The following is a 25,916-nucleotide window of genomic DNA, read 5'->3' as shown; positions in this document are numbered from 1 at the left end:
TCAGTCGGGCGTCACGATCCGGTCGGCGCGGGCCCTCGTGCCGTCCACCGCGAACCAGCCCCGCTCGAACGCCTGCCAGCGCCGCAGGTGCGCGCGGCTCGCCTCCCCGTCCCGCCCGACGGCCCGGCGCAGCCGCTCCTCCGCGTCCGGCACCTCGACCCAGATCGCCTCGTCCAGGTGCGGCGCGATCGACCGCCGGGCCGCCGACACGCCCTCGACGACCAGCACGTCCGGCACCGGCACGTGCACCTCGTCGCCGAGGCGCGGCACACCGCCCGGCCACTCCACGCGCCGGTAGCGGGCCTCGCGGCCGTGCCGCAGCGGGTCGAGGACGTCGGCGACCAGGCGCGGCCACCACGACACCGGGTCGGTCCAGGTGGCGAAGTGGTCGGTCGGCACCACGGTCGCGCCCAGCTCCACCGCCAGGCGCGCCGCGAACGTCGACTTGCCCGAGCCCGAGGGCCCGTCCACCGCGACGAGCCTCACATGCTGCGCCGGCCGGACAGCGCCCGGCCGAGGGTGAGCTCGTCGGCGAACTCCAGGTCGCCGCCCATCGGCAGGCCGGACGCGAGCCTGGTGACGGTGAGGCCCGGGAAGTCGCGCAGCATCCGCACCAGGTACGTCGCGGTCGCCTCGCCCTCCGTGTTCGGGTCCGTGGCGATGATGATCTCCGACACGTCCGTGCCGATCCGGGTGAGCAGCTGCCTGATCCGCAGCTGGTCCGGCCCGACACCCGACAACGGGTCGAGCGCGCCGCCCAGGACGTGGTAGCGGCCCTTGAACTCGCGGGTCCGCTCGACCGCCAGCACGTCCTTCGGCTCCTCCACCACGCAGATCAGGGTCAGGTCGCGGCGCGGGTCGCGACAGATGCGGCAGGTCGCCTCGGCCGAGACGTTGCCGCACACGTCGCAGAACACCACGCCGTCCTTGACCTTCTGCAACGCGTCCTGGAGCCGGCCGATGTCGGCCGGGTCCGCGGCGAGCAGGTGGAAGGCGATGCGCTGCGCGCTCTTCGGACCGACGCCCGGCAGCCTGCCGAGCTCGTCGATCAAGTCCTGGACGGGCCCTTCGTACATCAGCCGAACAGCTTCCCGAGACCACCGAGGTCGTCCATGCCGCCCATGCCGCTGGCCAGCGGGCCCATCTTCTGGGCCGCCAGCTCCTGCGCGGCGCGGTTGGCGTCGCGCACGGCGGCGACGACCAGGTCCGACAGCGTCTCGACGTCGTCCGGGTCGACCGCCTTCGGGTCGATGGTCAGGCTCTTGAGCTCGCCGCCACCGGAGACGACGGCGGTGACCAGACCGCCGCCGGCGGTGCCGGTGACCTCGGCCTCGGCCAGCTCCTGCTGGGCTTCCGCGAGCTGCTGCTGCATCTTCTGCGCCTGCTGGAGGATTTGCTGCATGTTGGGCCCACCGGGTTGCACCGCGGGTTCCTCTCTTCGGGGTCTGCCGCCGTTCACCAGCGTAGTCGCGTCGATCAGCCCTTCAACGGCCGAGCGCCAAGCTCGTCGGCGAGGAGCTTGAGCACCACGGCCTCCGGGTCGAGCCGCTGGTCGTCCGCGTCGCCGGGGAGGGCCGCCTCGGCCATCATCTCCTCTTCGTCCACCGGCTCCGGCGGGAGGGGCTCATCGGGCTCCGGCGGCTCGGGGGGCGGCGGCACGTCGTCGACCGGGGGCCGGCCGGACGCCGCCGGGCGCGACGGCTCGGGCTGCCGGTTCTGGCCGGGCTGCTGGGCCTGGCTCGGCCTGGTCACCGCGGGGCGCTGCGGCTTCTGCGCCGCCTGCCGGGCGGGCGCCGCGGCCGCGTCGCCGTGCACGCACCGCACCTGCCACGTGCCGCCGAGGACCTGCGCGAACGCGGCGGCGATGGCGTCGGCGTTGCGCGGCTCGGCGAGCCGGCGGGCGAGCGGGGCGGAGGTGTGGGTGAGGGTGACCGTGGTGCCGTCGACGTCGGCGACCGTGGCGTTGGTGAGCATCGCCTCGGTGCTCCGGCTCGTGCCGCGGACCACGCCCAACAGCTCCGACCAGCGCCGACGCACCTCGACCGCGTCGACACCGCCCCGTGCGACCGGGGTGGCCGGCGGGCCTGCGGCAGGCGGGACGGCCAGGTCGGCGACCTGCGGAACGTCCGGGACGGCGGCGTGCGGCGGCACGGCGGCACGCTGGTCCACGTCCGGTGCGGCGGGCGTGCTGTCGGCGGCACCCGGGTCACCGGCGGCGGACCTCATCGCGGCCGAGCGCAGCACCGACGGCGCGGGCAGGCCGGGCGCGGGACTCGCCGGGACCGGCGTGCTCTCGGCCGCGCCCGCGGACCTCATCGCCGCCGACCGCAGCACCGGCGGGGTCGGCGGTCCGGGAGGCGCGGCCTGCGCCGCGGGGGCCGGGGGTGCGGTCGGCGGTGCGGTGTCCGGAGCCGCGGTCTGGGGCGCTGGGTCGACGGGCTTGACGGCCGGCGCGGCTTGGGCGGCCGGCGCGGCCTGGGCCGGCGGCGCGGCGGGTTCGGCGGCGCGCTGCGACGGGCGCTGGAAGCGGGTCTCCGCGGGACCCGCCGGGGCGCCGCCGACCGGCGGGCCGTGGCGTTCCAGCTGTTCTACGCGTTGCAGCAGACCGGACTCGAGGTCGCCGACGGACGGCAGGAGCATCCGCGCCGTCACGAGTTCGAGCAGCAGGCGGGGCGCGGTCGAGCCGCGCATCTCGGTCAGCCCCTGGTGCAGGATCTCCGCCCAGCGGGTGATCGTCGCGGGCCGGGTCGCGTCGCGCTGCGCGACCATCTTGGCCAGCTCGTCGTCCGGCGCGGACACCAGGCCGCGGGCCGCCGCGTCCGGCACGGCGTGCAGCAGCACCAGGTCGCGCAGCCGGTCGAGCAGGTCGGACGCGAACCGGCGCGGGTCGTGCCCGGCCTCGACCAGGCGGTCGACGGTGCCGAACACCGCCGAGCCGTCGCCGTTCGCCAGGCCGTCCACCACGTCGTCGATCAACGCCACGTCGGTCACGCCGAGCAGCGAGATCGCCCGGTCGTAGCGCACCCCTTGGGGGCCCGCGCCGGACAGCAGCTGGTCCATCACCGACTGCGTGTCCCGCGCCGACCCACCGCCCGCGCGGATCACCAGCGGGAACACCGACGGGTCGACGGTCACGCCCTCGGCCGCGCAGTTGCGCTCCAGCAGCGCCCGCATCGAGCTCGGCGGGATCAGCCGGAACGGGTAGTGGTGCGTGCGCGAGCGGATGGTGGGCAGCACCTTGTCCGGCTCGGTGGTGGCGAAGATGAAGATCAGGTGCTCGGGCGGCTCCTCCACGATCTTCAGCAGGGCGTTGAAGCCCTGCGTGGTGACCATGTGCGCCTCGTCGATGATGAACACCCGGTACCGCGACTCGGCCGGCGCGTAGAACGCCTTGTCCCGCAGCTCGCGCGCGTCGTCCACACCGCCGTGGCTGGCCGCGTCCAGCTCGACCACGTCCACGCTGCCCGGACCGTTGGGCGCCAGGCCCACGCACGAGTTGCACTCGCCGCACGGGTCGGGTGTCGGGCCCTGCACGCAGTTCAGCGAGCGCGCCATGATCCGGGCGCTGGACGTCTTGCCACACCCGCGCGGCCCGGAGAACAGGTACGCGTGGTTGACCCGACCGGCCGCCAGGGCGGTGCGCAGCGGTTCGGTGACGTGCTCCTGGCCGACGACCTCGCCGAAGGTCGCCGGACGGTACTTGCGGTAGAGGGCGAGCGCCACGTCGGGGACCTTACCGGGAGGGTCCGACAAAGAAAGGGGACCCCGTGCACCCACCAGAGCCCGCTTATCCTTGCTGCCTTCCGGCCCTGGGGAGGTTCGCGAGATGTGTGCCGCACGAGGTCCGAGACCAGTGTAGCCGGTCGCCCTCAGGGCGTCGCCGACGGCTGGTTCCGCTAGCCCAGCGCGGTCGTGAACAGCGGCACGGCGTGGTCCAGCGCGTAGGCCGTGCCGAGCGCCGAACCGCTGGAGAAGGCGTTGACCAGGGCCTCGTCCTCCAGGATCAACGCCTTCTCCGGCACCAGCGGGTTGGCCTTGAGCGCGGTCGCGTCGCCGCCGATGGGGAACAGCACGCTCAGGTCGGCGGTCAGCAGGTCCAGCCGCTCGGTGGAGATGTCGACGTAGAACGAGCCGGAGGCGAGGGCCTCGACGTCCTCGCGGAGCGTGAAGCCGAGGGCCTTGAGGAAGTCCGCGCGCGGGTCGCCGGAGACGTAGGCGCCGAACTTGCCGTCGAAGTACGCGCCGACCACGGCGGTCCTGCCGTCGAACTTCTCGTTCGCGGCGAACTTGGCGTCGAGGGCGGCGACGACCTCCTCGCCCTCGGACACCTTGCCCAGGGCCTTCGCGACCAGCTCGACCTGCTGCCGCCACGACGTGCCGTACGGGATGACGTCCTTCGGCGCGCCGATCGTGGGCGCGATCTTGGACAGCGTCTCGTGCTTCTTCTCGTCGTTGTCCGACCGGGTGTTGAGGATGAGGTCGGGCTGGAGCGCGGCGACGGCCTCGTAGTCGATCTCGGTGGTGCCCAGCAGCGTCGGCGCCTGCTGGTAGAGCCCTTCGGCCCACGGCCCGACGCCCTTGCCGCCGAACGCCAGCCAGTCGCTCGCCCCGACCGGCTGCACGCCGAGCGCGAGGGCGGTCTCGGCGTCCGACCAGCCCAGCGCCACGACCCGGGTCGGCGGCTCCTCGATCGTCACGGGCCCGAACCGGGTGTCGACCGTGACCCCCGACGAGGTCGGCGCGGCGTCGCCGCCCCCTCCCCCGCAGGCGGCCAGGAGCAGGGCGGACAGGGCGACCACAAGACCACGCTTCATTAGGCAAGCCTAACCGAACCTATTGGTGACCGATGCGTCCACCCCTTCGACCACCCGTTTTGGGCGACGCGCCGACCCTCCGTTAGACTCCGCCACGGAGGATTCGCATAGTGGCCTAGTGCGCACGACTGGAAATCGTGTTGGGTTAACCCCCTCACGGGTTCAAATCCCGTATCCTCCGCAGGTCAGGGCCCCGGTCACCATCAGGTGACCGGGGCCCTGTCGTTGACGGGTCTCAGTTCGGGGCTCAGTAGCCCTGTTGATCAAGCCGGAACGAGCGCTCCGGCTGGGCCGTCGTCATCGTCGTTCGTCAGTCCCTCGGTGAGCCGCTGCCGCCAGCTCTCCGGCAGCGCAGCTGCAAGCGTGAGCAGCGCGGCCCGTTGCTCGTCGGTCAGCTCCTCCCCCTCGTCGTCGGAGTCGTCTACTGCGGTCGGCGCTGCCCACATCAGCCCACCGACCTGGGCGGCAATGTCGTCCATGAGTTCGTGCGGAATGTGCAGGTACCGCGTCAACATGGCGTGCTCAGACCAGCCCATCACGCTCATGATTGCCCGTGGCGGCACCTTAAGAACAAGCAACATCGTCGCGGCAGTGTGCCGGGCATCGTGCAAGCGCGCATCCCGCACTTTGGCACTACGGAGCAGCATTTTCCAGTTCTCGTGATCGACGGTCGGGTGCACCGGACGGCCAACATGGTTGGCGAACATCCAGTCACCTTCGTCCCACAGTTCGCCCGCTTTGTCGCGTTCGACCTTCTGTGCCTCCCGATGCTTGGCCAACGCCTCGATAAGCGGGAGGGGAACGCCGATTACACGGCGGCCAGCGCGCGACTTGACGTCGGTTACCACCACTCCCCCGCCGTGCCTCTGCGGGCAGTGCGCACCGTAACGTTTCCCGCAAGGTCGTTTCTCAGGACAACCATGACGCCACACGTGTTGCTGGATCGCGCGTTTGATGGTCAGTGTTCCGGATTCGGGATGCCGCTTGGCGCATTCCTCGGGAGCGCGCCGTTTCCCGCACTTGGCACTCTTCTCGCACCCGTGCCGCCACTTCACGGTGAGGTCGGACCACCGCAAACCCAACGCCTCACCACGACGTAGCCCAAGGGTCAGGGCAACGATGAACCGCGCACCGTTGCGCAGATCCGCCGCCGTCGTCATGATCCGCTGCGCCTCATCGACCGTGAAAGGAACGATCTCCTCTTCTTCAACGCGCGGAGCCTTGGCGACCTTCGCCGGATTCTCAATAATGTGCCGACGCCGTACGGCCTCATTGAGCGCGGCACGCACCGTACGGTGTACCAGGTGCGCTGTACCCGGCTTTAGACCGTCTCCAACCATTCGGGCGTACAGCTTTTCGAGGTGTTCGGGCTGTAGCCGGTCGAGGCGGTGTGCACCCACACCGGGGATGAGGTGTTTGTAAACCGATGCTCGATAGCCAACCATCGTGGTTGGCCGAACGGTCGGCGCAGCGATGTTTTCGACCCAGTGTGTCAGCCACTTCTCAACCGTCCACACCCGCCCGGCTTTACGGACTCGTCCGCTGTCACGTTGCCGTTCGAGTTCCCGTACCGCGTCGATCACCTCCTTTTCGGTGGCGCGTTTGACGTGTCGCCGGTCGGGTGTGCCGTCGTCTTTCACGCCCATGGTGACGCGTCCGTGCCATTTGCCGTCAGCGCCGAGGTAGATGCTTCCTGCGCCGTTGGGTGCGCGGGTGCCTTCGGGTCGTTTCTTGCGTGGCATGCGGTGTACTCCGTGAGGGTCGGTGCCCTGTCACGTCCCCTGGCTGACCAGGACAGAGGACGTGACAGGACGGCTGTAACAGCGGTTAGGCGGCGGGCTGCTCGCTGGTGAGGCGTGCGGTGAATTCCGCGATAGCGGTCAGCGGGATGCGGCGGAGTCGTCCGATTTGGACGGATGCGATAGCGCCGGTTTTGATGAGGTTGAACATGGTGGTGCGGCCGATGGACAGTGCCCGCGCGGCGTCTTCCACGCTGAGCAGGTGTCGGGCCTGGTTGGTCGGGTCGGTGGCCATGCCGGGTGGTCCTTCCGTGCGGTGGTGGTCGGGCTGGTTCGGGGCGTGCGGGGGTGCGCCGGGTGCCGTGTCGGCTCCGTGCGGGGTGTGTGGCTGGGGTGCTGCTAGGCGCTAGTCCGCTGGTCGGGTGCGGTGTGGGGCGCTAGCGGGGGTGCTAGGTCTAGCGGGGTGTGCCGCTAGCCGGTGGGTGGTGACGGTTGCCGGTCGACGGGGTTGCGTCACGGGGTCGCCGGTGGGTTCCGTGACGGTGCGCCTCGTGTCCGGGCGACCTTGGCGAACTTTCGAACTTTTGGCCTGACCTGCGGTTTTCCTGATTCCAAAGTTCGCGGCGGCGAACTTTGGGATCGGCGTTTGCCCTGGTCAGCGCCTAAGTTCGAAAGTTCGCCAAGGTCGCCGCGCTAGGCGTTGACGGCCAGGTAGACCTCAGCCGTCCGGCCGCTGGTTCGGCCGTCGGCGCGCGGTCGTTGGGTGACGATGACGCGGCCGTCGTTGGCGAGCTGGGCTAGCAGGGCGTCACGGTCGTCCGCGCTGCCCTTGTTCTTGAAGTGGTCGGTGGTGATCTCCTTCTTGGTGCGGCCGATGGGTCCGGCGTCGGCGATGAACTTGGCCAGGGCGTTGAGCTTGCTGTTGGTGGCGTTGCCGACGATGGCGCGGGCGGAGTCGATGGAGTAGCGGACGAGGGCGGCGGCGGCTGTCATGTGGTCGGGGGTGATGTGGTCGGTGCGGTCGAGTGCGGCGTAGAGGGCGGCGATGCGGACGCAGTTGGCGGCGGCGCGGCTGATGAACTCCTCTACCGGGCCGTCGGCTCCGAGGTGGCCGTTGAACTCGACCTGGAGGCGCTGCCACGCCACGTGCGCGGCCGGGGTGAACCCGAGGGCGTCGAAGCCACCCGCGCGGGTCAGCCGGGCGGAGAGCGACGCGGCCAACTCTTCCATGAGCGCCGGGTCCGGGTCGGTGGGGAAGTGCTTGGACTGGGCGACCGCGACCGGCAGGAACCGGTTGTAGGTGCCGCCCGCCAGGTCGGCCGCGCTCACCTTGGCGCTGAACTCCTTAGGGGTGATGTGCGCGACGATGCCGAGGTGGGAGCGGGCGGCCATGCGGGCTTGGACGTTGAGCGTGGAGAGGTTGCCGCCCTCCCACGCCTGGCGGAGCAGCGCGCCCAACGTGTTGCCCTCGCGCTTCATCCGGGCCATGACCGATGCCCACTCGGTCTCCAGCGCCAAGAGCCGGCAGTCACCCTCGGGCAGAAGCCGCGGGGACTTCCCGGACTTGCCCGCGGCTTCACCGGTGGTGTCGCCGTCGTCGGTGGCGAACGCGGCGGCCAGGCCCTCGCCGCTGGACAGGCCGGAGTGGACGTTCTCCGCCCGGAAGTACGGGTCCGCCGCGCCGAACAGCGCCAGGGCGGCGTTGGTGGCGGTGCCCTTGCGACCGATGCCGGTCGCGCCGATCAGGATCGGCCAGATCAGCAACGGATGCCGTTCACCGAACCCGAGTTGGACGTGGGGGTTGGGGCCGAGGTGCACACCGGCCGCGCCGACGAGGGTGGCCAGCACGCCGACCGGGTCGCCTTCGGTGTGGGGGTCGATGCGTTGGGCCAGGTTGCCGAGGTAGCAGGCGAACGCGGCCGGGTCGACCACCGGGAGCCATTGGCGGGCGCGGGCCACCTGGTCGGCGGCGGCGGCGTGCAACCGGTCCAGCTCCGCGACCTCAACGACGCTGAAGCCGGAGGGGGGCGCGGAACCGTTGCCCCGCCCGGTTCCAGCCGTTGTGCTGTAGTCGCCGGGGGCGGCACCGGGCGTGGTCACGTCCCCTTGCCCGCCTGCGACTACAGCCGTCCTGCCGTGGTCGAGCGCGGACGTGTCGGGCGCGGCGGTCGGCATGGTCACGTCCCCTTCCTGTTGTGGCGCAACGGTTCCGGCGGTGACCGACGCGAGTGCGGCAGGGCTGGGGGCCGTGTCGCCAAGGGTCGGCCCGTAGGGCTCCTTTCGGTCCTGGTCCTTGTCGGTGGGCGCAGTGGGGACCGCGTGCAACCGGCGGGCCGGGTGCGGGGTGGTGCTGATGTGGGTCACGAGCGGTTCCCCCGGTGGCTAGTGGGCGGCGGTCGTGGTCGCGGCGGCGGTGGTGGTGAGGGCGGCCAGGACGGCGGGGGCGAACGCGGCGGCCTGGTCGTAGTAGTCGGTCAGCACGTGTCCGGCGGCGCGGGCGGTGCGCACGAGGGCGACCAGCTCGGGGACGCGCACGCGCGGGTCGGCGCAGCTGCGCCGGACCATCTGCGCCACGCGCTCGGGTCCGACCTGCTCCCACAGGGCCGGGTCCATCCCGGCGAGGTAGATCAGGGTGGTGACGGTGTCCAGGTCGACCGGGTGCGCCGTCGTAGTGCGCGGGGTGGCGCGGCGGTCGCTGCGGTGGGGGTGGCGGTGCTTCACGGGCGTGGTCTCCAAGCGGGTCTGAGTGGGTGGGTCCGCACGGGTCGGGAACAGCGGGAACGGGTCCGGCGCGGCGTGCGCGCGGTGTGCGCGTTGTGACGGTTGCGCCCTGGGCGCTTACGTCACGCGGTAGCGGCGCGCACCGGTCGGGAAGAGCGGGAACGGGGCGGGTCCGGGTGGGCGCACACCGGCCGGGAAAAGGGGAAACGTCTTCCCGGCAGGTGCGCGCCGGACCCGCCGCGCGGGGTGGGTGGTGCCCGGTCCGGCCGGTGGTTCTTCACCGCGCCTGACGCGCGCCCGGTGGGGCTGGGTGCGGTCTTGGCGGGAGGCGCGGCGGCCGGAAGTGGACCGGCCGGACCGGGAGCGTTCGCCCTGAACGATCGGGCAGTCAGGGCTACTGCCTGCCCTACTAGCCGCCCCTGTCGGCGGGGGTAGTGGGGGAGGGTGTCCGCCCTCTACTTCGGGCCGGTAACCCTCCCGGTAGCCCCCGCCGGGTGGGCCTACTGGGCGTCGAGCAGGGTGCGCGCGGTGGCGCGGCAGTCGGTCATCCGGGCGCGGTCCGGGGCGGTGTTGTGGACCCAATCCACGTGCGCCGGGGTGAGCCCGTCCATGCCGATCAGGGCGTGGGTCTCGACCGCTTCCAGGCCGAACCGGTTGAGGTCGCCGGGCTGGTAGTCGGAGAAGTACAGACCGGCCGTCACCTCGCGCAGCTCCCTACCGGCCAACGGTCCGAGGGTCACCGCCGGGGTGTCGGTGGCGACCAGGCGCAGCGCCGGACGCTGGACCGGGATCGCACCGACCGGCGCGGCCGGACCGAAGTGGGTGTCGATGGTGGCGCGGCAGTCGGCCAACCACGCGCGGCCGTCCTCCCCCAGGTCGCCTGTCGCGATCTCTCCGACCAGCTCTGCGATGCGGCCCATGCCGACGTTGACCGCCGATTCGGTCACCAGCAGCCGGACGTGGTCGGCATCGGCCAGGTCCTCGGCGTCGACGTAGTCCCAGTAGAACAGCGCCGCGACCAGCTCGTCACGACCCATCGGCACCGACACCGTGATGGTGGCCGCCGTCGCCGGGGCGGGGTGGTCGGGGTGGTTGCTGCGGGTGGAAGTCAGGAAACCGGCGACCGGAACGCCGTTGACCGACGCGGCCGGGCTGGTCGAGACGGCGGGGACGGCGAACGCGGTCACGACGGACTCCTCACGAGCGGTACGGACGGCGGGAACGGTGGGCGTGGTGCGGGTCGGGGCGCTCATCGGACCGCCTCCGCACCCTGCGGCCGGGCGGTGATCGGCGTGACCGTCGCAACGGTCACGTCCCCACCCTCACCAGCGGCGTTGTCCGCCGCCGCCGGGTCGGCCCCCTCGACCACGAACTCCTGGTACGCGGCCTCCGCGCACGCCTCCCGGAACACCCGCAACGACCACTCCGGGATACGGATCGAACCGCCCACCTTGTAGGCGTCCAGCTCACCGGCCTTGATCGCCCGGTAGATCGTGGCCGGGTGCACGTCGAACATCTCCGCCACTGCCTTGACCCGGAACATCCGGGTACCCTCGGTCTGCATCGTGTGGCCCTTCCAAGGCTCGATGTGATCCACCGCCCCGGCCGGTGCGCCAACACCGCCGGGGCTTTCTGCTGTCTGCCGCAGTCCGTGCAACCGGTGCGACACGAGGAACAGTAGCAGCGTCCTAGTACACCTGCAAGTGGTGTCATAGTACAGCTTCGAAGATCGCTTCTGACCTGCTGTGATGGTGTGCTGATACAGTGCGCGTGCTAGGACGCGGTCCGTCCGTAGAGGAGTCAGCAGTGCCCACCATCGAACGTGCGGAACCTCCGTACTTGCAGGTCGCCCGACACATCCGCGAACAGATCAAGGCCGGGGCGCTGAAGGATGGCGACCTGGTGCCCTCGGCACGAGAGATTGCGCGCACCTGGGGTGTTGCCTTGGCAACCGCCACAAAGGCGCTGGCGACTCTGCGCTCAGAGGGCTTGACTCGCGCCGTGAGCGGCGTAGGCACTGTTGTCCAGACGAAGGGGGCACTTCACCACTCCGCCCGTGACCGCAGCGTAGCGATCCACCGCACAGGCAAGATCTACCCACCTGGCCATTACGCCAGGATTCGCACAGCCACCCTCAGCCCCGCGCCCGGTCTGGTGGCCGATGCGCTGGGCATCCAGGAGGGAGCACCGGCCATTCGACGCCAGCGAACGACGTACACCGCAGAGGACACCCCGGTGTCCACCTCGGTGTCATGGTTTGACGGCGCGCTAGCCGCCAGCTGCCCGTTGCTGCTGTCTACTGAGCGCATCATGCAAGGCACCGCCCGGTACGTAGAAGAACAGACCGGACGGAAAGCGGTAATGACATACGTTCAACATGCCGCTGGTTTCGCTACCGAGGATGACGCCGCCGAGTTGTGCGTACTGGCGGAATCGGCTGTGCTTACCAGTCGTAACAGGTATGTGGACAGTGAGGGCTTGGTTCTCGAATATGGAGAATCAACAGCGCTGCCTGACCACTGGGTATTTTACGAGTACACCAACGAGGAAGCCGAATGAAGCACATCCACAGTGGCAAGGTACGCGACCTCTACGAAATCGACGGCGATATCCTACTGGTCGCAACTGACAGGGTTTCCGTATATGACGTTTCCCTACCCACTCCAGTGCCCGACAAAGGTGTACTTCTCACGCAGCTATCGACATGGTGGTTCGATAAACTTAGCTCCGTTGTGCCGAATCACGTCATCTCGACCGATGATGTCCCCGAAGAATTCCAGGGGCGGGCGGTTCGCTGCAAGCCTCTGAAGATGATTCAGGTGGAGTGCATCGCACGCGGCTACTTGGCGGGACTCGGATTGCGCGAGTATCGAGCGACCGGCGCTGTGTCTGGTGTTCCGCTACCTTCAGGCTTGCTGGAGGGTAGCCGCCTACCTGAGCCCATCTTCACGCCGACCACGAAGGTATCCGACACGGGTCATGATGAGTTCATCACCTTTGACGACGTGGTAAACGACATCGGACGCGAGACTGCCGAGCAGCTCCGAGAACTGACAATCGAAATCTACACCAAGGGCGCTGAGCATGCCGCGCAAAACGGCATCATCATTGCCGACACCAAACTAGAATTCGGCCTTGACAAAGACGGCACCCTGACCCTAGGCGACGAAGTGCTGACTTCAGATTCCTCCCGGTTCTGGCCTGCCGACGAATGGGAGCCCGGACGTTCGCAACATGCTTTCGATAAGCAATTCGTGCGAGATTGGTCATTGACCACCGGGTGGGACAAGACTCCACCCGGGCCGGAAATGCCGGAAGAGATCGTGCGGGCAACCCGTGCGCGCTACATTGAGGTGTACGAGCGAATTACCGGCAACCAGTGGACAAGCAAGGAGCCTGCGTAATGTCGGAAAAAATTCAGACCTACGACCCGCGCCGTCTCATTGAAGATGTGTCCGCGCTTCTTGCTGAGCGCGGCTTGCAACCCAGTCCTGAGAGCGGCAGTGCCATGGAGCGTAAGACGGCGGCGAGCATGCTGCTACGCAACCTCGGAATCACTCCGGCCGCCGCTCCTGAGGACTGGCTCGACTTGGACGGTCAACGCGGCTACAACCGGCTCGTGCATGGTGACTAAAACGGTCACGTCCCTTCTGTGACCAGCGCTTAACAGGCGTAAGACACAAGCGGCTGGACGCTTATGTCCAGGTCGAGTCGGGGCGAACAGTGGCGGTGCGCCACAGGCCCGGGACAGCAGACCGGCGCGGCACGACGTCGCCCAACCCCGCTGGACATGAGGGAGTGGTCCAGCCGCTTGTGACGGTTCCGCCCCGGTCGCTTCCGTCACGGCGAGTTAGGTCCGTCGAGTCGACACCGTTGGCGCGGATACCGGCCTCGAACAGGGCCGATCCGCACCGACCTAACTCGGCTAACCACCTAACTCGTCGCAGCTCACCGCCCTCGGAGCCCTTACCGCAGGGCGAGTTAGAAACCTAACTCGCCCCGCCGGACCTAACTCGTCAGGGAGGACGGGCGCAGGGGAGGAACACCGCGCGTAGAGGGCGGTTTCGACGGCCACCGCGAACCCCCGATGATCTTCCCTGCCGGACATCGTCCGAGGTAGGCACAGGGAACCAGGCCAGGGAAGCGGTCAGGGGAAAATCCCTGCCTCCCGGTCCTTCCCTGGCTGCTTCCCTGCCGGGGTCTAGGGCCTAGGGGCCAGCTCAGACGCCCTTCGGGGCTCTAGACGGGGGTCTAGGTCTAGAGGGGGCAGGGTCTAGGCCTAGAGCCGCTAGCGGCCCTTGGCTGACAACCCGAACGGCTGACACCCGGCCAGGGGATGGCCACGTATGCCTGCAAGGCGGGAAAGTGGTGTCGGTAGCACAACGTCCCAAGTGGGTCTTAGTGCGCCAGCCCTAACCAGATGCCAACCACAGAATGGGAAGGGAATCTTCATGGCCAAGCCCAAGCCTGAAGACAAGGCTGACGAGATCGAGCCGATGGACCACTACGACGACGGCGAGCCAAAGCGCGAAGAGGCAGATTCGTATGGTGGGTAGATAACAGCGGCTGGTTCCTTGAATTGAGCGCCGTAGTCCTACGGCGTTGAAGGGCGCTAACCGAGGCAGTCACCACCAGGGCGGTCCGCGCTAGGGCTGTTCGAGAGGGTGACGGTTGGATCGAGTACCCGGAGTCCGATACTCCGAGAGTGACTCAGCCCCACGGGTGAGGGTGGGTGCCAGTGGGGCGGGCCAGGGGCACGGAGGCTCCCCGCCACGATGTCGGATGCGACGGCCTAGACCTAGAAGAGCAGGCCGCAGGGTCTCGGAGTGGGTCTCAGTCCGGCCCCGTCCGGCCCCGTCCGAACTGTTGCAGCAATAGCGCTGAGCAGCGTAAACGGACCTCTGCACACCCCCGCGAACGGTCGGCAACGGAACTGGAAATCGTGTTGGGTTAACCCCCTCACGGGTTCAAATCCCGTATCCTCCGCAGACCAGAGCCCCGGTCACCGTCAGGTGGTCGGGGCTCTGCTGGTTCTCCCGGCGATCGTCCTCGTGGCCTTCGTTCTCCGGCGCGGTGCAACGCCGGAGGTCACCAACCGCGTTTAACCAGTGATCGACCGTGATCACTGGGAGGACACGCATGAGGATCTTCACGACCGCCGTCGCCGTGGCCGCCGCCGGGGCGGGACTGCTCGCCGGCGGGATCGCCACGGCCTCGGCCGAGGTCGCGGCCGGCGGGCCGCCGCAGTACTCCGCCACCGCGTGGCACGACGTCAACGTGCGGCACTGCCCGTCGACGTCGTGCACGCAGGCGCCGGGCAGCCCGGTCCTGGCCGGCTGGACGGTCGGCGTCTACTGCTGGGTGCACGGCGAGTCGGTCACGGACTTCGGTTACACGAACGACGTGTGGCTCAACATCGGCCGGCAGGACGGCGGCACGCAGTGGTCCAGCGCCATCTACTTCGCCGGGGACGAGTACGCGAACCTGCCGCAGGACGCGCGGTGCGCCGACGCGCCGCAGCCGCCCACCACCACCCCGAAGCCGACCACCACCAGGCCGGACCCCACCAGCACGCCACCGTCGACCACCACGCGGCCCATGCCGACGACCACCCCCGGCCAGACCACCACGACGCGGCCGGCGCCCACGACCACCGCCGACCTGACCTCGACCACGAGGCCGTCCACCCCGACCACCACCTTCGTGACCACGACCAGGGCCGAGCCCGCCCGGGGCTGACAGGCGAAGGCCCCCTCGGACGACGCGTCCGAGGGGGCCTTCCCACTGCCGCCGGTCAGTGCCTGGGCAGGTACTCCACGATGTCCTCCAGCAGGAACACCAGCTGGTCGACGTTGGCGTTGCCGGTGCTCGGGCGCAGCTTCACGACCTGCGGGTCGTGGTCGCTGGCCTGGTCGGCGAACTCCGCGTTGACGTGCACCACGTCGTAGCGGTACCGGGTGATGTTCGCGCTGATCAGGATGTGGTCGAGGGTCTGCGAGTTGCCCTCGAACACGTAGCTGTACCGCTCGGCCGGGGGCAGGGTGCCGATCAGGGCCACCACGTCGCCGTTGCCGGTCAGCGTGCCGACCGCCGGGGAGAACTGGTAGTCGTTGATGTCGCCCGCGAGGACCACGTTGGCGCCCTTGTCGACGGCCTTGACCTGGTCGACGAAACCGCGCAGCAACGCGGCCTGCTGGACGCGCTGCTGCTCGGAGCTGCGCACCGGCTCCTGGTAGCGGCCGTGCATGGCCTGGTCGCCGCCCTTGGAGTTGAAGTGGTTCGCGACCACGAACACCGTGCGGCCGCGGAACTTGAACTCGCCGGCCAGCGGCTTGCGGCTGCTGTTCCACGCCGGGTCGGCGGGCGCGACGCGGCCCGGCGACACCGACAGCGCGGCGCGGCCGTGCTGCTTCACGACGGACACCGGCGTGGTGGCGTCGCCGCCCGCGCGGTCCACGAAGGACACCCGGGCCGGGTTGAACAGGAACGCCACCCGGATGTTGCCGCCCGGCTCGCCGCCGTCGGCCTTGTTCACCGGGTCGACCTGGCGCCACTGGTAGCGCGGACCGCCCGCGGCGGCGATGGCGTCGGTGAACTTGGTGAACGTCGCGCCCGCCGTCACCGTGCCGTCGTCGGTGGCGCCGTTGTCGTCCTGGATCTCCTCCAGCACCACGACGTCCGGGTTCCTCAGGTTCCGCACCACCGCGGCGGCGAGCCGGTCGAACTTGGCCTGGTCGTTGGTGGCGGCCAGGTTCTCCACGTTGTACGTGGCGACCGACAGCTCGTAGGACCGCTGCGCGTCCGTGACCTCGGGCTTGATGCCGCCCGACACGTGCTCGCCGACGGTCTTCGCAGCCAGGGTGTAGCCGCCGAAGTTGGTGTACTCGACGTTGCCGACCGTCGCGCCGCGCCACACGTCGCCGACGTTGCTGGTCTGCGGCGCGGCGGCGCCCGGCTTGACCTTGATCCGGCCGCTGTTGGGCTGGTCGTAGCCGAGGTAGATCGTGCCGCCGCGCGCGGTCGGGTTCTGGGTGGGGACGGTGGTGATCCACGTCTCGCCGAAGCTGTTCGTGGGTCCGACCACGCGGGCGTCGGTCACCTGGACGTACATGCCCTCGCGGGACTCGTAGTAGTCCTGGCCGTAGGTCGCCGGGTCGAGCGGGAGGCCCTCGATGCTGCCGCCGTTCGCGGTGGGCAGGTAGCCCGCCGGCGGGTTCAGCGTCTCCGGGGTCGGCAGGGCGTTGCCCTTGGACTTCACGGTGACCGTGGCGCCGGTGATCTCGGTGAGCGTCTGGTTGGAGTTGCTCGCCGCGTCACCGCCCGGCCGGTACTCGGCGACGGTGCCGGAGACCAGCACCTCGTCACCGGGCTCGACGGTCGGGGCCAGGGCCGCGGTGTAGACGAACACGCCCTCGCTGGTGCGCGGGTCGGCGTCCGGCGCGGTGTCCTGGAGCCAGAAGCCGCGGTCGCCGACGGCCCGCGTCGCGGTGACGACACCGGGGACGCCCGCGACCTTCTGGCCGAGCAGCGGCGAGACGCGGGTCGTGCCCTGGATGTCGCGGACGCGCTTGTCGCCGGGCTCGGGCTCCGGGTCGGGATCGGGGTCGCCGGGGCCCTGGCCCTTGGCGTTGACCGGGGTCGGCGCGCCGATGGCGAAGTCGGCGGCGTTGTCGTCGGTGTCGGTCAACGCGGTGCGGGCGGCCGAGGTGGCGTTGCCCGGGTTGGCGGTCGGCGTGGTCTCGCGGACGACGGTCGACGTGCCGTAGCCGACCAGGTCGCGCACGCGCGCGTCGGCGGCGCAGTCGGCGGCGGTCTTGCAGGTCAGCGCGGAGGTCGCGGTGACCAGGGCGATCGTGCCGCCGGAGCCGCCCATCGCGGTCGTGCCGGTGGCGTCCGGCGCGGGCAGCTCCACCGTGCCGCCGGCGCCCTTCGCCTGCCCGACGAGGAACCGCCCGCCCGGGGCGATCGAGCCGGTCAGCGGGGTGACCTGCCACTGGCTGGACGCGCTCGCGCTCGCCGGGAGGTACTGCACGCTCCAGCCGTCGACGGCGACCGGCGCGGCGCCCGCGTTGGCCAGCTCGACGAAGTCCTGGGTCAACGTGGCACCGGAGTTGCCGCCACCGCCGTAGACCTCGGCGATCAGGGCGTCCTGGCTCGGGGCCGCGTGGATCGGCGTGGCGAGGGCGAACGTCACGGCCGAGGCGGCGGTGACCGCCAGCCCGACGCGGAGCGGGGTAGGTCTCAACGGGTCCTCCGGTAATTGGCGGGTGCGCGCATCCTCCCCGGATCGAGTGAACGGCGGAAGACACCGTCACTAACGGTTGACCATCGCCCGCCCTCGAACGTGTGTTCGAACGTAGGGTAGGGTCATGGCCGTGCCCTCCGGTGGCCCTCCCAGCGCCGGCGCGGACACGACATGCACAACAGGGGCGCCGGCCCGGACCTGACGAGGCCCGGATCGGCGCCCGTGCGCGTCGAGCACCGAGAGCCCCACCCGCCGTGCCAATGACAAGCCCTTCTTCTACCGCGATTCCTCAAGCGAATTCGCGGGCAGCGATCAATTCTCCCCACTGACCCATACGGACCTCCACGAGCCGGCAGTCATTCGGCGATGAGTTTCGCAGCGTCGGGGGCGTAGACGGTCATCCAGTGCGGACGCAGCCGGTAGTAGAAAACGTCCTTCTCCCACTCGGTGTGATCGCCGTAGAAGTCCTTGAAGTACGTGAGCAGGTCCGGCCAGTCCGCGGCCGGCTCGCCGTCCTCGGGGTTGAGGATCTCCACCGTGCCGTGCGTGAACACCCCCAGCTCCTCGCCGCGCATGTGCGCGGCGCTGGCGGCGGGCCGGGCCGCGAGGTGACGGGCCTTGGCGGCGCTGCGAGCCGTGCCGAAGTGCCACTTGCCGTGCAGGAAGTGCCCGTCCACACCGCTGATCCGCGGCTCCCCCTTCGCCGTCACGGTGGACAGCGCGAGGGTGCACATGCCGACCAGGACCCGGGTGAGCTGCTCGGCGGTCGCAGTGCGCTCGGCGACGATCGACCGGAGGTGATCGGTGGAGCGGGACAGGGAGGCGTCGAGCAGTGCCTGGAGCTCATCGAGTTCTTCAGGTGTTTCACGCATCAACCCACAATAGCCACCGCCAACCACCCTCAGCTTCGTACAGCGATCAGAGGAAGGCGGCACCGCGGAGTCACACCATCCCGCCGAACTCGACACACCACCACTTGGTATTCGTCGACACCCGCCATCGACGAAAACCTGCCCGTCTCTGCCGATTCATCGGCCTGATCGGCGCGATGCCCGACACCGTCGAAACCACGCCGTGGTCATCCGACGGAACGTCTGGGAGATGCCGCAGGGACCGCTTGGACGAGCCTGGAACGTACAACTGAGACGACGACTGGACGACATGGCAAAGGGCCGGGCACCTCGCGAGGTGCCCGGCCCTTCGACCAGCGGTGGCGGTGGCGGTGGCGGTGGGACAGGACACCAGGTTACGTCTTAGTTCCATGATCACAACCGCTTTGCCGCCTGCTCAAGTCGTCAGGTGCAAGATCGGGCCGTCGCATCGTAGCTGCGAACAGAGCACTTCCGACGCTCGCCCCTCCAGCATGCCGGAGAGCATGACGACCATTTGGCGACTTGTCACCTTACCCCGCTCGTCCCAGTGTGGAGATGCCTTTACTGGACGGACTGCGTCCGCACCTCGCATCGAAGGAAGGGAACCCGATGGCCACTACCGCTCCCGACTTGTACAGCGTTGATCTTGCAGAGGTGAAGTTCACTGCTCTCGGCTGCGACCCGAAAACCAGCGACGAGGCTTGCGTAACGTTCGCCGAGATCCCTGGCGTGCCCGACGCGCTCGCGTTGGGAGACTCGAAGCGTCCGGACCTGGCCGTGCTGAGGTTCACCAGCACTGAACTCGACACCTTCGTGCTTGCTTACGCCGTGAGGCGAGGGCTGACGCTCTGACGAGCGGTGCAGAGCGTGGCACCATGGAGTGCACGCGCCAGGACCTGTCCGCACCTGTCAGAATATCGGTAACTGTGATAACCGTGCAGGCAAGCGGTTACCTTTGATCATGGGGTTACCGATAAGGACAGTAACCGACCGCCATTCGACCTGGTCGATGGTGAACCACCACGGACAAGGCGGCTGTAGCCGCGAGGGGCCGCGCCTCCGGTTACAGCCGTCTTGCGTTGCGCTCGATTGCCACCTCCACGAGGTGCCAGTTATCGATCCGATCAGTAACCACACTCCGATCGTAATCGCCTGGCCTGTGCGGTTACCGCAGTTGCGAAGTTACCGATCTCGGAGACGGGGTACCGCATGACTTCGGCGCATCCGAACCGCCGGCTACGACCCCGCCACCGACCTGCCTCACCGAGAACCCAGCGCTGGAGGCCAAGGCACCGAAGGTCGAGGAAGTCGAGGTCGAGCCGTACACGGTCGAGCAGGTCAAGGCGCTGTTGGAGGTAGCGCAGCAACGGCGCAACAGTGCACGGTGGGCTATCGCGTTGGCGCTTGGTCTGCGGCAGGGTGAAGCGCTCGGTCTGCGCTGGTCGGACGTGGAGTTGGAGGTCGGGACACTCACGGTTCGCCGGAACAGGCTGCGTCCGAAGTGGCGTCACGGGTGTGCCGAGCCGTGCGGCAGGAAGTACGGCGGGTACTGCCCGAACAGGGTGCCCGTGCGCGATGAGACGGCAGGGACGAAGTCGGCTGCGGGTAAGCGCGGGATCGGCTTGCCCGACGAGTTGGTGAAGCTGCTCAAGCTGCACCGAGCAGAGCAGGATCGGGAGCGGGACAAGGCGGCCGACCTGTGGACCGAAACCGGCTACGTATTCACCACCCCGATCGGGGCGCCGCTCAACCCGCGTTCGGACTACGACGAGTGGAAGCGACTGGTCGAGGTCGCGAAGGTGCCGGACGGTCGTCTGTACGATGCACGGCACACCGCGGCGACGGTGCTACTGCTGCTCGGAGTCGCCGAGCGGACCGTGATGGGCATCATGGGCTGGTCGAACACCGCGATGGCGGCCCGCTACCAGCACATCACGGCGGCGATCCGGCGGGACGTGGCTCAGCGGGTCGGAGGATTGCTCTGGAGAACCGCTGAGGAGTCCTGAGACCACCGACGACGGCGAGAACGGGAACGCCACCGGGGCGCCCGTACCGGCTCCGTAGAGGGCAATTGCCACCAGGAATGCCACCGAACGTCAAAGCCCCGGTTGCCATGATCGGCAACCGGGGCTCTGAGCAGCGGTGGCGGTGGGATTTGAACCCACGGAGGCTTTCACCTCACACGCTTTCGAGGCGTGCTCCTTCGGCCGCTCGGACACGCCACCGCCGAGAACAATACAAGACCGACCCGGGTCAGCCCAACGGGGGGTGGGCAGTGGGATCTTGGCTGGTCAGGGCGGTGCGGAGGTCAGAGGTCCGCGAAGAACGACTCCATCAGGGCGGCGCAGCGGTCGGCCAGGACGCCGCCGACCACTTCCGGGCGGTGGTTGAGGCGGCGGTCGCGGACCACGTCCCACAGGGAGCCGGCGGCGCCGGTCCGGGGTTCCCAGCAGCCGAAGACGACCCGGTCGACCCTCGCCAGGACCAGGGCGCCGGCGCACATCGTGCACGGCTCGACGGTGACCGCCAGGGTGCAGCCGGTCAGGCGCCAGCCGTCGCCGCAGGCCGCGGCGGCGGCGCGGAGGGCCAGGACCTCGGCGTGCGCGGTCGGGTCGCCCAGGGCCTCGCGGGCGTTGCAGGCGCGGGCCAGCTCGGCGCCGTCCGGGCCGTAGACGATCGCGCCGATCGGGATGTCGCCCGTCCTGGGCGCCTCGGCGGCGACCTCCAGGGCGGCTTCGACCATCGCCTCGTCGGACGCCTGGCTGATCACCCGGTCACGCCTGGAGGCTGTCCAGCAGCTTGGTGAACTCGTCGCCGAACCCGCAGCGCTGCGCGACCATCTGCAGCTGCTCGTCCGGGTACAGGTCGACCTCGTCCACGACCACCTGCATCTCGTGCTGCGGCATGCCGAGGTCGGCGAGCACGGCCAGGTCGCCCTCGGGCCAGAGCTCGTCGTCCTCCTCGTCCGGCGGGTCGACGCGGAGCAGGTCGAGGACGTCGGCGGCGATGTCGTAGTCGAGCGCGGCCGCCGCGTCGGACAGCAGGAGGGACACCCCGCCGGGCACCGGCCGCAGGACGATGAAGAACTCGTCGTCCACCGCCAGCAGCCCGAACACGGCACCCGTCGAACGCAGTTGGCGCAGTTCCGTGATCGCCGCGTCGAGCTCGGACAACGCCGAGCTGTCCATCTTGCTGCACCGCCATCGGCCGTCTTCACGAACGACCGCGACAGCGAAGCCGTTGACCGGCTCCTGGTGTGCCATGTGCACACCGTAGGGCCACACCTCGGCACCCGGTAGCACGGGGGCCTCGGCCGCGGGCACGGGGGGCCGAGCGATGCCACTATCGAGGGATGAGCACAACTCTGCCGACCGCCAGGACGACCGCCTCCGAGCCCCGGTTCACCGGGCTGGTGGAAGCCGCCCGAGCCCTCCAGCCCAGGACAGTGGCGTTGCGACGGCAGGTGCACCGGCACCCGGAGCAGGGCTTGGACCTGCCCGCGACCCAGGCCGCGATCCAGCACGCGCTGTCCGGCCTGCCGCTCGAGGTGACCACCGGAGGGTCCAGCAGCTCGGTCACCGCGGTGCTGCGCGGCGGCAAGCCGGGACCGACCGTCCTGCTGCGCGGCGACATGGACGCGCTGCCGTTGCAGGAGGAGACGGGCCTGGCGTACGCCTCCGAGATCGACGGCTCCATGCACGCCTGCGGCCACGACACGCACGTCGCCATGCTGGCCTCCGCCGCACGGCTGCTCTCCTCACGCCGCGACGCGCTGGCCGGCCAGGTCGTGTTCATGTTCCAGCCCGGCGAGGAGGGCCGGCACGGCGCGCGGCACATGCTCGACGAGGGCGTGCTCGACGCGGCGGGCACACCGGTGGAGAAGGCGTTCGCCCTGCACATCACCTCCACGCTCCAGTCGGGTGTCGTCGTCTGCCGCCCCGGGCCGACGATGGCCTCGGCGGACACCTTCCACATCACCGTCAAGGGCCGGGGCGGGCACGGCGGCATGCCGCACGACGCGCTCGACCCCGTGCCGGCCGCCGCCGCCATGGTCGGCGCGCTGCAGACGATGGTCGCCAGGCGGGTGAGCGTGCACCAACCGGCCGTGGTCACCATCGGCCGCATCTCCGCCGGCACGACGACCAACATCATCCCGGAGACCGCCCTGGTCGAGGGCACCATCCGGACGCTCTCGGAGAACACCAGGGCCCTGGTGCACCGCGAGCTCCGGCAGGTCGTCACGCACGTGGCCGCCGCGCACGGCTGCACGGCCGAGGTCGAGGTCGTCCCCGGCTACCCGGTCACGGTGAACGACGACGTGGTCGGCCCGCACGTCGTCGACATCACCGGGGCGGCCCTCGGTTCGCGGTGGGCGACCCACATGGAGGACCCGCTGATGGGTGCCGAGGACTTCTCGTACGTGCTGCAGCGGGTGCCGGGCGCGATGGCCTTCCTGGGCGCCTGCCCGCGCGGGGTCGAGCTGGACCGGGCGGAGCCGAACCACTCGAGCCGGGTGCTCTTCGACGAAGCCGCGATGGAGCACGGAGTGGTGGTCTACACCGCGTTCGCGCTGGACGCCCTGCGGTAGGGCGGGCAGCGGGACTCCCTGCGGCGAGCCGAAGTCGGGATCGAGGCGGGGTCGGGGCTGTGGTGTTCACGGCCTCGACCCTGCCGTCTGGGGCGGGGTGGGGCGAGGGGTCGTTCGGGAGCTGTGGACAACTCCCGTCCTGTGGACGAGTAGGGGGGTGCCGGTCCGCGCCGGCAGGATGGGCGCCGTGCGAAGCGTCTGCGTGGTCGGGCTCGGGTTGATCGGTGGTTCGGTGTTGCGCGCGGCGGCGGCCGCGGGGCGCGTGACCTGGGGCGCGACCGCTTCAACCGCCGACGCGGAGGCGGCCGGGCAGGACGGGCACGACGTGCTCGACCTCGCCGGGGCACTCGACCGCGCGCGGGAGCACGACGCGCTCGTGGTCGTGGCGGTTCCGCTGCCGGCTGTGGAAGAAGTGCTCCGCGCCCTGCCCGTAGGCGTCCGGCTCACCGACGTGGTCAGCGTCAAGGGCCCGGTCGCCGACCTGGTCCGCCGGGTCGCGCCGCACGCCCGGTACGTCGGCGGCCACCCGATGGCGGGCACCTCCGCCTCCGGCTGGTCCGCCGGCCGCGCCGACCTCTTCCACGACGCCGCCTGGGTCGTCACCGCCGAGGACGACGCCGACCCGGACGTCCTCACCGACGTCATGGAGCTGGCCTTCGCGGCGAAGGCGCACGTCGTGCCCGCCACCGCCCTGGCGCACGACGCCGCGGTGGCCCGCATCTCCCACCTCCCGCACCTGCTCGCCGCCGTGCTGGCCAGCGTCGGCGCGGACGGCGGGCCGCTCGCGCTCTCCCTGGCCGCCGGCTCGTTCGGCGACGGCACGCGCGTCGCGGGCAGCCGGCCCGAGCTGGTCCGCGCGATGTGCGAGGGCAACCGCGGCGCGCTGCTCGACGCCGTGGACGACGCGTTGGGCCGGCTCGGCGCGGCCCGCGGCTCCCTCGCCTCCACCGGCGGCCTGGCGAAGACCATCGACGCCGGTCACGCGGCACGCGTGAAGCTTCAGGACCAGGCCGTGCGCACGGACCTGGCCATCGACCTCACCGCGCCCGACGCCTTGCGCGACCTGCGCGACCTCGGTGCACGCGGGGGCCGCGTCGTCGCCCTGAACGGCACGATCGCGCTCGCACGCACCCCATAAGGTGAACCGGTGGAGCGTCGCAGGCTCATCGCCGCCCTAGGGGGTCTCGCGCTCCTCGGCGGCGCGGTGGTGGTGCTGCGCGACGAGTCCGCTCCCCCGCGTCCCCGGGCGTTCGAACGGTTCCTGGACGAGAGGGTCGAGTACGTCCCCGACACCCAGCGCGTGGCGACGCCCACCGACCTGCGGCTGACCGCGTTGGACCGCACGAGCCTGCGCGCGTCCTGGACGGCCGCCGACGGCATCGGCCACGGCGGCTTCGAGGTGCGCTGGAACGGTGAGACCCGCCTGGTCCGCGGCACCGGGACGGAGCTGACCGACCTCGACGCGAACGCCGACACCACCGTCGAGGTGCGGGCGCTGGACGCGCTGGGCGGCCGGTCCGACCCCGCCACCGCGAAGGCCGTGCCGAGGCTCGCCTACGACGACACGTGGCTCGACGGCCTGATGGTGCCCCTCGACCTGTTCGACGGCCCGGAAGCGCTCGACCCGCGCCGGTGGCGGGTGTTCGACCGGGGCGACACCGACTGCCTCCACCTGCGCCCGGTCGACGGCGAGCGGCTGGAGGTGGACTGCGACCGCGTCGACCTCCAGTCCAACGTGCCGCTGCGGTTCGGCCCGCCCGCCCCGGACGGCGCGGTCGCCCGGGTCTCGCTCACCACCGACGGCCCGGTCGGCGACCTCACGGACGAGAGCGCGGTGCTGATCGCCCTGCTGCCCGAGCCGGTGCAGGACCTGGGCCACCTGGAGGAACCGTTCCCGCCCGGTGTCCCGGTCCTGCGCATCACGCCGTTCGGCGCGCGGTTCCTGCTGGGCGGCGCCCCGCTCGGCGAGACGTCCGGCACCTACCCGCCGCCCACGTCGGGCGTCCGCCACCGCTGGGAGCTGCGCGTGCTGCCCGGCTCGGTGGTGGCGTCGCGGGACGGCGTCGAGGTGGCGTCCGCGCCGGTGGAGCTGCCGTGGACGTCCGCCCGGGCGCGCTTGGCGTTCCGGCAGGCCCGGGGCACCCACCTGGACACGTTCGGGCTGGGCGGGGTGCCCGGCACGCCGGCGCCGGGGTCCGTGGCGCCGCTCGGGGTGAGCGGCACGGATTCCGGCGGGGTGTCGCTGGGCAACGTGGCGAACTCGCAGCTGGTGGGCGCGTCCTCGGTGCGCGTGGTCGCGTCCGTGGTGGCCGAACGGGCCGCGCCGATCACCGTCGAGCTGGGCACGCGGTCCGCGCCGGCCGTGTTCATGCCGCCCGACCGAGGTCTCGACCCGGCTCGCCCGGCCGTCGTCCACGCCGACTTCCCGCTGCCCTCACCCGACTCGAACCCCCAGGTCAGGGTGAGTTCCGACGGCGGCCTCAGCGTCTACGCCGCGCACCTCGTCATCGCCGACGGGCCGGACGCGCGCCACCCGCTCCCCCGGCTCGTCACCCGCCCGCTCCCCGACCCGCGGGTGCCCTCACCAGCGGTGTCCGCGGTGCACGAGACCGCGGGGGAGCCGGCCGACCGGTTACCGGACCGGGGCAGGCTGCGGCTGACCGTCGAGCTCGCCGACACGCGGGCCCGGGAGGTCGCCGCCGTCAAGGGCGTGGAGGTCGACCTCGACGGCGAGCGGATCGCGGTCCTGCCGACGAACGGCTCGGCCGGCGGGCGGCACGGGTTCCTGGTCGACCTCGACGGGCTGGCCGGCGGCCGGCACGAGCTGGACGTGCGGGTGGTCCCAGTGGACGAGCGGCACGACGTGCAGTCGTACCAGCAGCCGTTCGAGATCCGCCCGCTGTAGCCCCCGTTGGTCTCGGGTGCGCAACGACGTGG

25 protein-coding genes, 2 tRNA genes and 1 other RNA gene are annotated in these 25,916 nt (G+C 70.4%); 10 read left to right on the top strand and 18 right to left on the bottom strand.

From position 1 onward, the window contains the following. The 6 genes from IOD16_RS37935 to IOD16_RS37910 all read right to left on the bottom strand — a co-directional run bounded on the left by IOD16_RS37935 (position 1) and on the right by IOD16_RS37910 (position 4,814). The gene (locus IOD16_RS37935; protein ID WP_201438159.1) at positions 1-486 is read right to left on the bottom strand and encodes a uridine kinase family protein; all 486 of its coding nucleotides are present in this window, start codon (positions 484-486) and stop codon (positions 1-3) included. After that, positions 483-1,076: a recombination mediator RecR gene (gene recR, locus IOD16_RS37930; RefSeq protein WP_123744628.1), complete on the bottom strand. Its 594-nt coding sequence runs from the start codon at positions 1,074-1,076 to the stop codon at positions 483-485. The genes IOD16_RS37935 and recR overlap by 4 nt, the downstream gene beginning before the upstream one ends. Continuing rightward, the gene (locus tag IOD16_RS37925) at positions 1,076-1,402 is read right to left on the bottom strand and encodes a YbaB/EbfC family nucleoid-associated protein (RefSeq protein WP_236594614.1); all 327 of its coding nucleotides are present in this window, start codon (positions 1,400-1,402) and stop codon (positions 1,076-1,078) included. Before IOD16_RS37925 ends, recR begins: the two co-directional genes overlap by 1 nt. A gap of 74 nt (positions 1,403-1,476) precedes the next feature. After that, complete coding sequence (locus IOD16_RS37920) at positions 1,477-3,723, bottom strand: DNA polymerase III subunit gamma and tau (RefSeq protein WP_201438158.1); 2,247 nt, start codon at positions 3,721-3,723, stop codon at positions 1,477-1,479. Between the two features lie 30 nt (positions 3,724-3,753). Beyond that, an RNA gene (gene ffs, locus IOD16_RS37915) (signal recognition particle sRNA small type) lies at positions 3,754-3,850 on the bottom strand. Between the two features lie 46 nt (positions 3,851-3,896). Next, a complete protein-coding gene (locus IOD16_RS37910) occupies positions 3,897-4,814 on the bottom strand; it encodes an iron-siderophore ABC transporter substrate-binding protein (RefSeq protein WP_201438157.1) in 918 nt (305 codons plus the stop codon). Positions 4,815-4,910: 96 nt separating this feature from the next. Between IOD16_RS37910 and IOD16_RS37905 the strand changes: the two genes are divergently transcribed. Then, positions 4,911-4,995 (top strand) — tRNA-Ser (locus IOD16_RS37905). An 82-nt stretch (positions 4,996-5,077) separates the two neighbouring features. Here the strand turns inward: IOD16_RS37905 and IOD16_RS37900 are convergent. The 6 genes from IOD16_RS37900 to IOD16_RS37875 form a co-directional block, all read right to left on the bottom strand. Further along, positions 5,078-6,556, bottom strand: a complete 1,479-nt coding sequence (locus IOD16_RS37900) for a tyrosine-type recombinase/integrase (RefSeq protein ID WP_201438156.1) — start codon at positions 6,554-6,556, stop codon at positions 5,078-5,080. 85 nt (positions 6,557-6,641) lie between these two features. After that, positions 6,642-6,848 (bottom strand): helix-turn-helix domain-containing protein, encoded by a 207-nt coding sequence (locus IOD16_RS37895; RefSeq protein WP_201438155.1) that lies wholly within the window; start codon positions 6,846-6,848, stop codon positions 6,642-6,644. Positions 6,849-7,246: 398 nt separating this feature from the next. Further along, a complete protein-coding gene (locus IOD16_RS37890) occupies positions 7,247-8,728 on the bottom strand; it encodes a DUF3987 domain-containing protein (protein ID WP_201441743.1) in 1,482 nt (493 codons plus the stop codon). 207 nt (positions 8,729-8,935) lie between these two features. Next, the gene (locus IOD16_RS37885) at positions 8,936-9,289 is read right to left on the bottom strand and encodes a hypothetical protein (protein WP_201438154.1); all 354 of its coding nucleotides are present in this window, start codon (positions 9,287-9,289) and stop codon (positions 8,936-8,938) included. Positions 9,290-9,774: 485 nt separating this feature from the next. Further along, positions 9,775-10,461, bottom strand: a complete 687-nt coding sequence (locus tag IOD16_RS37880) for a hypothetical protein (RefSeq protein ID WP_201438153.1) — start codon at positions 10,459-10,461, stop codon at positions 9,775-9,777. A 62-nt stretch (positions 10,462-10,523) separates the two neighbouring features. Next, positions 10,524-10,838, bottom strand: coding sequence for a helix-turn-helix domain-containing protein (locus tag IOD16_RS37875; RefSeq protein WP_236594613.1), 315 nt, complete (start codon positions 10,836-10,838; stop codon positions 10,524-10,526). A gap of 242 nt (positions 10,839-11,080) precedes the next feature. Between IOD16_RS37875 and IOD16_RS37870 the strand changes: the two genes are divergently transcribed. Genes IOD16_RS37870 through IOD16_RS37860 form a run of 3 tightly spaced genes read left to right on the top strand, consistent with a single transcriptional unit; the run spans position 11,081 to position 12,908 of the window. Continuing rightward, positions 11,081-11,833 (top strand): GntR family transcriptional regulator, encoded by a 753-nt coding sequence (locus IOD16_RS37870; RefSeq protein WP_201438152.1) that lies wholly within the window; start codon positions 11,081-11,083, stop codon positions 11,831-11,833. Beyond that, positions 11,830-12,678, top strand: a complete 849-nt coding sequence (locus IOD16_RS37865; RefSeq protein WP_201438151.1) for a phosphoribosylaminoimidazolesuccinocarboxamide synthase — start codon at positions 11,830-11,832, stop codon at positions 12,676-12,678. Before IOD16_RS37870 ends, IOD16_RS37865 begins: the two co-directional genes overlap by 4 nt. Further along, a complete protein-coding gene (locus IOD16_RS37860) occupies positions 12,678-12,908 on the top strand; it encodes a hypothetical protein (protein ID WP_201438150.1) in 231 nt (76 codons plus the stop codon). The genes IOD16_RS37865 and IOD16_RS37860 overlap by 1 nt, the downstream gene beginning before the upstream one ends. 815 nt (positions 12,909-13,723) lie before the next feature. Here IOD16_RS37860 and IOD16_RS41615 read toward each other — a convergent pair. Further along, on the bottom strand, positions 13,724-13,903 hold the full coding sequence (locus IOD16_RS41615; RefSeq protein WP_442978083.1) for a hypothetical protein: 180 nt from the start codon (positions 13,901-13,903) through the stop codon (positions 13,724-13,726). 510 nt (positions 13,904-14,413) lie between these two features. Between IOD16_RS41615 and IOD16_RS37855 the strand changes: the two genes are divergently transcribed. Further along, the gene (locus tag IOD16_RS37855) at positions 14,414-15,013 is read left to right on the top strand and encodes a hypothetical protein (RefSeq protein ID WP_201438149.1); all 600 of its coding nucleotides are present in this window, start codon (positions 14,414-14,416) and stop codon (positions 15,011-15,013) included. Positions 15,014-15,068: 55 nt separating this feature from the next. On the opposite strand, the gene IOD16_RS37850 is transcribed toward IOD16_RS37855, so the two are convergent. Next, positions 15,069-17,519, bottom strand: a complete 2,451-nt coding sequence (locus IOD16_RS37850; RefSeq protein WP_201438148.1) for an endonuclease/exonuclease/phosphatase family protein — start codon at positions 17,517-17,519, stop codon at positions 15,069-15,071. Between the two features lie 356 nt (positions 17,520-17,875). Further along, on the bottom strand, positions 17,876-18,391 hold the full coding sequence (locus IOD16_RS37845; RefSeq protein WP_201438147.1) for a pyridoxamine 5'-phosphate oxidase family protein: 516 nt from the start codon (positions 18,389-18,391) through the stop codon (positions 17,876-17,878). A 609-nt stretch (positions 18,392-19,000) separates the two neighbouring features. On the opposite strand from IOD16_RS37845, the gene IOD16_RS37840 reads away from it, so the two are divergent. Continuing rightward, on the top strand, positions 19,001-19,243 hold the full coding sequence (locus IOD16_RS37840) for a DUF397 domain-containing protein (RefSeq protein ID WP_201438146.1): 243 nt from the start codon (positions 19,001-19,003) through the stop codon (positions 19,241-19,243). 716 nt (positions 19,244-19,959) lie between these two features. Beyond that, complete coding sequence (locus tag IOD16_RS37835; protein WP_442978082.1) at positions 19,960-20,397, top strand: tyrosine-type recombinase/integrase; 438 nt, start codon at positions 19,960-19,962, stop codon at positions 20,395-20,397. Between the two features lie 134 nt (positions 20,398-20,531). Here IOD16_RS37835 and IOD16_RS37830 read toward each other — a convergent pair. The 3 genes from IOD16_RS37830 to IOD16_RS37820 form a co-directional block, all read right to left on the bottom strand. Beyond that, a tRNA-Ser gene (locus IOD16_RS37830) sits at positions 20,532-20,616 on the bottom strand. 83 nt (positions 20,617-20,699) lie between these two features. Then, the gene (locus tag IOD16_RS37825; RefSeq protein WP_201441740.1) at positions 20,700-21,134 is read right to left on the bottom strand and encodes a nucleoside deaminase; all 435 of its coding nucleotides are present in this window, start codon (positions 21,132-21,134) and stop codon (positions 20,700-20,702) included. 31 nt (positions 21,135-21,165) lie between these two features. After that, complete coding sequence (locus tag IOD16_RS37820) at positions 21,166-21,654, bottom strand: tRNA adenosine deaminase-associated protein (protein WP_123748200.1); 489 nt, start codon at positions 21,652-21,654, stop codon at positions 21,166-21,168. Positions 21,655-21,743: 89 nt separating this feature from the next. Here IOD16_RS37820 and IOD16_RS37815 point away from each other — a divergent pair, with 89 nt between their 5' ends. The 3 genes from IOD16_RS37815 to IOD16_RS37805 all read left to right on the top strand — a co-directional run bounded on the left by IOD16_RS37815 (position 21,744) and on the right by IOD16_RS37805 (position 25,884). After that, the gene (locus IOD16_RS37815) at positions 21,744-22,979 is read left to right on the top strand and encodes a M20 metallopeptidase family protein (RefSeq protein WP_201438145.1); all 1,236 of its coding nucleotides are present in this window, start codon (positions 21,744-21,746) and stop codon (positions 22,977-22,979) included. A gap of 187 nt (positions 22,980-23,166) precedes the next feature. Beyond that, positions 23,167-24,117 carry a prephenate dehydrogenase gene (locus IOD16_RS37810; protein WP_201438144.1) on the top strand — a complete coding sequence of 317 codons (951 nt, stop codon included), beginning with the start codon at positions 23,167-23,169 and terminating at the stop codon, positions 24,115-24,117. 9 nt (positions 24,118-24,126) lie between these two features. Further along, on the top strand, positions 24,127-25,884 hold the full coding sequence (locus IOD16_RS37805; protein ID WP_201438143.1) for a fibronectin type III domain-containing protein: 1,758 nt from the start codon (positions 24,127-24,129) through the stop codon (positions 25,882-25,884). The last annotated feature ends 32 nt before the right edge of the window (positions 25,885-25,916 follow it).

Origin of the sequence: Saccharothrix sp. 6-C, assembly GCF_016695385.1 — a bacterium.
GTDB classification, from domain to species: Bacteria; Actinomycetota; Actinomycetes; order Mycobacteriales; family Pseudonocardiaceae; genus Actinosynnema; species Actinosynnema texasense.
This window is presented reverse-complemented; position numbering and strand designations above follow the sequence as displayed.